This window comes from Pseudomonadota bacterium (assembly GCA_030860485.1).
GTDB lineage: Bacteria > Pseudomonadota > Gammaproteobacteria > JACCXJ01 > JACCXJ01 > JACCXJ01.
Genome location: JALZID010000212.1, coordinates 1 through 4,173 on the forward strand (window position 1 = coordinate 1; position 4,173 = coordinate 4,173).

At 64.1% G+C, this 4,173-nt stretch carries 3 protein-coding genes and 1 pseudogene; 1 reads left to right on the forward strand and 3 read right to left on the reverse strand.

Going from position 1 to position 4,173, the window contains the following annotated elements; genetic code table 11:
- A partial coding sequence (locus M3461_12515; protein ID MDQ3775111.1) for a hypothetical protein occupies positions 1-384 on the reverse strand: 384 nt, incomplete at its 3' end.
- Here M3461_12515 and M3461_12520 point away from each other — a divergent pair.
- Positions 374-673: pseudogene (locus M3461_12520) on the forward strand (DUF2182 domain-containing protein). The gene M3461_12515 and the pseudogene M3461_12520 sit on opposite strands and share 11 nt — an antisense overlap.
- A 598-nt stretch (positions 674-1,271) precedes the next feature.
- On the opposite strand, the gene M3461_12525 reads toward M3461_12520, so the two are convergent.
- Together M3461_12525 and M3461_12530 are read right to left on the reverse strand one after the other, a co-directional pair.
- Complete coding sequence (locus tag M3461_12525) at positions 1,272-3,011, reverse strand: TonB-dependent receptor (protein MDQ3775112.1); 1,740 nt, start codon at positions 3,009-3,011, stop codon at positions 1,272-1,274.
- 269 nt (positions 3,012-3,280) lie between these two features.
- A complete protein-coding gene (locus M3461_12530) occupies positions 3,281-4,027 on the reverse strand; it encodes a hypothetical protein (GenBank protein ID MDQ3775113.1) in 747 nt (248 codons plus the stop codon).
- Positions 4,028-4,173: the final 146 nt, after the last annotated feature.

Below are 4,173 nucleotides of genomic sequence, written 5' to 3' on the forward strand. Positions count from 1 at the left end.
CAGCAACAAAAACTGACCCGTGATGATCTCTTGCTCAAACTCGGTGCCGCCAAGAAAGAGGCCGGGCAGGCTTACCGGTTGGTCGATCTCCATCTGCCTGCTAAAGACCAGGCCGTCACCCCAAAGATCTTCACCTTCGCCCTGAACAGGAACAAACTCCGCATCGTTCGGCGCCGAGAAGGGAGCTACTTGCTCCGCTCCAATCTCACGAGAGAATCTCCCGCTCGCTTGTGGCAGTACTACATCCAACTGACCGAGATCGAGCAGGCCTTCAAAGAACTCAAGAGCGATTTGTCCATCCGCCCGATCTATCACCAGAAAGACGCGCGTATCGCAGCCCACATCTTCGCGTTCGCCACATGGACGCTGCTGATCGCCGCTCAAGCACGCGTGCCTGTCGCATTGCCGCGCTCCGGCGTCGTTCCTTGCGTGCCACTGGCGTCCGCATGTTTCAGGCGCGCTCCGGCTCGGCGCGCTGCACGGGGGCTTTTGCGTGGGCTGCTGCTGGATGCTGATGGCGCTCTCGTGTGTCGGCGGGGTGATGAACCTGAGCTGGATCGCTCCGCTCGCCGTCCTGGTACTGGTCGAGAAGGCGCTGCCGGCGGGCCGATGGGTCGGCCGAGCCGCGGGCGCCGCACTGATCTCTTGGGGGATCGCCACGCTCCTGGTCTGAGGCGTTGCCGCCGCGCATCGGGAAGCAAGGCGCCGTTCGGGCTAAGCCGTGAAGCCCGCGCAGGATGCGCTGAAGAACGAAGCGCAATCGTTCGCGTGCGAAACCTTTCCAAGGTCAAACTGACTTCATGACTGAATACCGGCGTCATCATGTTCCTGGTGCAGCGTGGTTTTTGGTCAATCTCGCCGAGCGGAAGGGCAACCATTTGCTGGTCGATCGCATCGATGCGTTGCAATGGTCTTTTCGGTACGTCCGGAGAACGCACCCGTTCCGATTGGAAACGGTGGTGGTCTTGCCGGATCATTCTCTTCATTGCATTTGGACATTGCCTCCTGGTTGCGATGGAATATTCGACGTTCTCGCGGACGAATAACGCGAACGATGCGCTTCGTTCCTCAGCGCATCCTACACGAACTGCCCCGAACCCCCCGGCATCGGGCCGGCCGGCATATGTCGACCAGCCGGAGCATTGGCGGTATTCCAGTGCTTGAGATGCCGGGCAGGAAGGCTTGATCGAGGCGATGCGGGTCTGGTGACTCGTGAAGCAGGAACTTCACGCCCTGGGTTCCCAAGCTGAAGCTTGGGAACCAGTAGAATATCAAAGCTCCACCCGCACCCCACCGAAAACCGCGGCGCCTCGGGCACCGAAGCTGAAGACCTCGGGCGTACGGTCGTCGGTGAGGTTCTCGCCGCGGAGGTAGACCTGGACGGCAGGCGAGATCCTGTACCTCACCTGGGCATTGAGGTAGACGGCATCGCCCGCGATAAATCGCTCTTCGCTATCGTCGAAGTGGCTGCCGCGATAGACGAGCTCCGACCCTAGCGTCAGGGGCACTGCGCTGAGCTGCCACTCGCAATAGGCACGGCCCTGATGATGCGGCCGGCGCGGTAGGACCCGTCCGCTGTCGAGATCCCGGCTGCCCGTATAGGTGTAGTCAATGCCAGTGATCACGCCGTGGCCCCAGCTCTGCGACCCTTCGAGCTCGAAGCCCCAGATCCTGGCATCGGGCACGTTCTCGCCAACGAAGAGGCTCAGGGTAGGCGCGAGCGTGAGCTGGATGAGATCGTCGAAGCGCTGATAGTACCCGGTGATCGAGAGCCGTGTGCCGGTATCGGGCTCCCAGTCGAGGCCGAGATCCCCGCTCCAGCCTTGCTCGGGGACGAGGCTCGGGTTACCGAAGAACGGCACGAAGTAGAACTCGTGGAAAGCCGGCGGCCGATAGCCCCGGCCCCCGGAAGCGCGGAGCTTGAGTGTGGGCGTCGCCCAGCGGCTGAGACCCGCATACAGCGTCGGGTGGGTGCCGAAGTCGTCGTAGTGATCGATGGTCGTGCCCAGAAACCCGGCCCAGGGCCCGGAGTGGCCTGCAAGCTCGAGGAGGCCGGCGATGAGCGTGCGGGAGTCGTGGAGCCGGCGTCCCGGCAGGTCGAACTGGTTCTCACCTTCCTGTTGCTGGACCTCGGCGCCCCAGACCAGCCCCACGTGGGGGGTCGCCAGACCCGAGCCTTTCTCCGGCGTGCCGCGATAGACGCTCTGGGTGTTCGTCCAGCGCGCGAGCAGCAGGCGCTGATCGAAGCCGAAGGGCCGGTTGAAGGCCCGCAGGCTCGCGCGGTTGCGGGTGAAGCCGAGCTGCAAGCTCGACTCCCAGCCCGGCAGGATGTGCCCGTGGGCCGCCGTCTGGGCCACCCAGGTCTCCTCGCGGGCAAAGGCACCGAGGTCGTCCACGAGGCCGATCTGACCGGTCGGGAGGAGGCCCGGGACATCGATCTCGGCGCGCGACTGCCGGTAGAGGGCGGAGCTGTCGAGGGTCAGCCGAGCGCTGGGCGCTAAGGTCAGCCGCGCGATCCCCTGGGTGGTCCGGAAGCCGTCCCGCTCCGGGTTGCCGTTCCGCGAGTCGGCCCAACTGATGTCCTCGAAGATATCGTCGCGGCTCGCGGTCACGGTGGTCCGGGCCTTCGCTCCTCTTAGTGCCCCGCCGACCGTCTCCGACAAGGTGTTATAGCTACCCCCTTCGAGATGCAGGAAGCCCCCGTCTTCCCGGGCATCGCGGCTCTCAAGCCGGATGACGCCCCCGAGCGCCCGGCTCCCGTAACGCGGGCCGCTCGCCCCACGCACGATCTCGACGCGCTCCAGCGCATCTGCGGGGACGCCAGAGAGATTGAAGGCCCCGGTCAACTCGCCGAGGAGCGGGACCCCGTCGAAGCTGAGCTGGCCGAGGCCGGCGCTCGCCCCGCGGACGAACAGGGTGCTGAGCGAGCCGCGGCTGCCTGGCGTATGCAGGATCACACCCGGTAGCCCGCGAAAGACCCCGTTCAACTCCCGCTCCTCGGAGCGCGCCACCGTATCGCGATCGAGGACCGTAATACTGTTGATCTCAAAGCCGGATCGACGGCTGGGGGGCGCGCCTCCACCGTGATCGTTGGCAAGCTCACCGTCGGGTCTATCGCCTCCAATGCCCGCCGGTTGTCCTCTGCGCACGCGGAGACGGGGTCAAGGGTAAGTCCGACGACACAGAGGCTATCGCCGGCCTGCTTCCCCTGGAATGAAGCTCCCTTACGGATAGAACGCCTGACTCCGCTCGCTTTGCAGGCTGCATGACAAAGCCCGTCTCAAGCCAAGGTCTCTAGGAGCGCCCGCGCCTCCTGCAGGTCTTTCGTGTCGAAGCCCTCGGTGAACCAGCCGTAGATCTCCGCAAGCTCGCTTCGAGCGTCCGCCTGCCTGCCCTGTCGCATGCGCAGGCGGCCCAAGCTCATCGCCGCGCGCAACTCGAAGAGCTTGGCCCCCTGCTGGCGCGCCGTCTCGATGGCCTCGAGAAAACACGCTTCGGCTTCCGGCTCCGCTTGGCGGTTGGGGACTCCAGATCCCGACGGTTGGGGCGTAAGCTCCCCTTGCAATCGAAGCAGCTCCGCGTCGTACCAGCGCTCCCCAGTGCGGCGCGCGGTGGCGAGCGCCTCTTGGAGGAGGCGAGCCCCCTCTTGCGCCCGTCCCGCTTTCTCTAGCGCCTCAGCCAGTATTCCAAGGTGATAAGGCCACAACAGCTGGTAACCGACGATCTGAAAGACATCGAGGGCGTCGCGCATCTGTGCGATTCCCTCTTCGGCCTGTCCCTGCTCTGAAAGCGCCCAGCTCCGTATGAGCGTTCCCTGCGCCCCCCACAACGGCGAAAGCCCATGCTCGGCTACCAGGTCGATGGCGGCCTCCGCCCGCGCTTGCGCGGTCCGTTCTTCCCGGCAGAACTGATAGAAATAGGCACTGAAGGTGAGCTCGAGAGCCAAGGTAAAGGGGTGAGACAGCGCTTCGGCCAAGGCCAGCGCTTCCCGGCTGCGCGCGAGCGCCTGATCCGGAAAGCCCTGCATCTGCAGGGCTAAGCGGGCATCATAGGTAAGATCTTATAACTATATGAGTTATAAAGATAACAAATGCGTGGAACTTTTAGGGCTCCACCCGATCTGATCAACTTTATCGGCAAATCAAGATGATCGGGGAGGGGAGGATGGAACGA

What these genes read in the sequence shown, in the direction of transcription:
- M3461_12530 (MDQ3775113.1), bottom strand. Translation starts at nt 4,027, where the DNA reads ATGCAGGGCTTTCCGGATCAGGCGCTCGCGCGCAGCCGGGAAGCGCTG.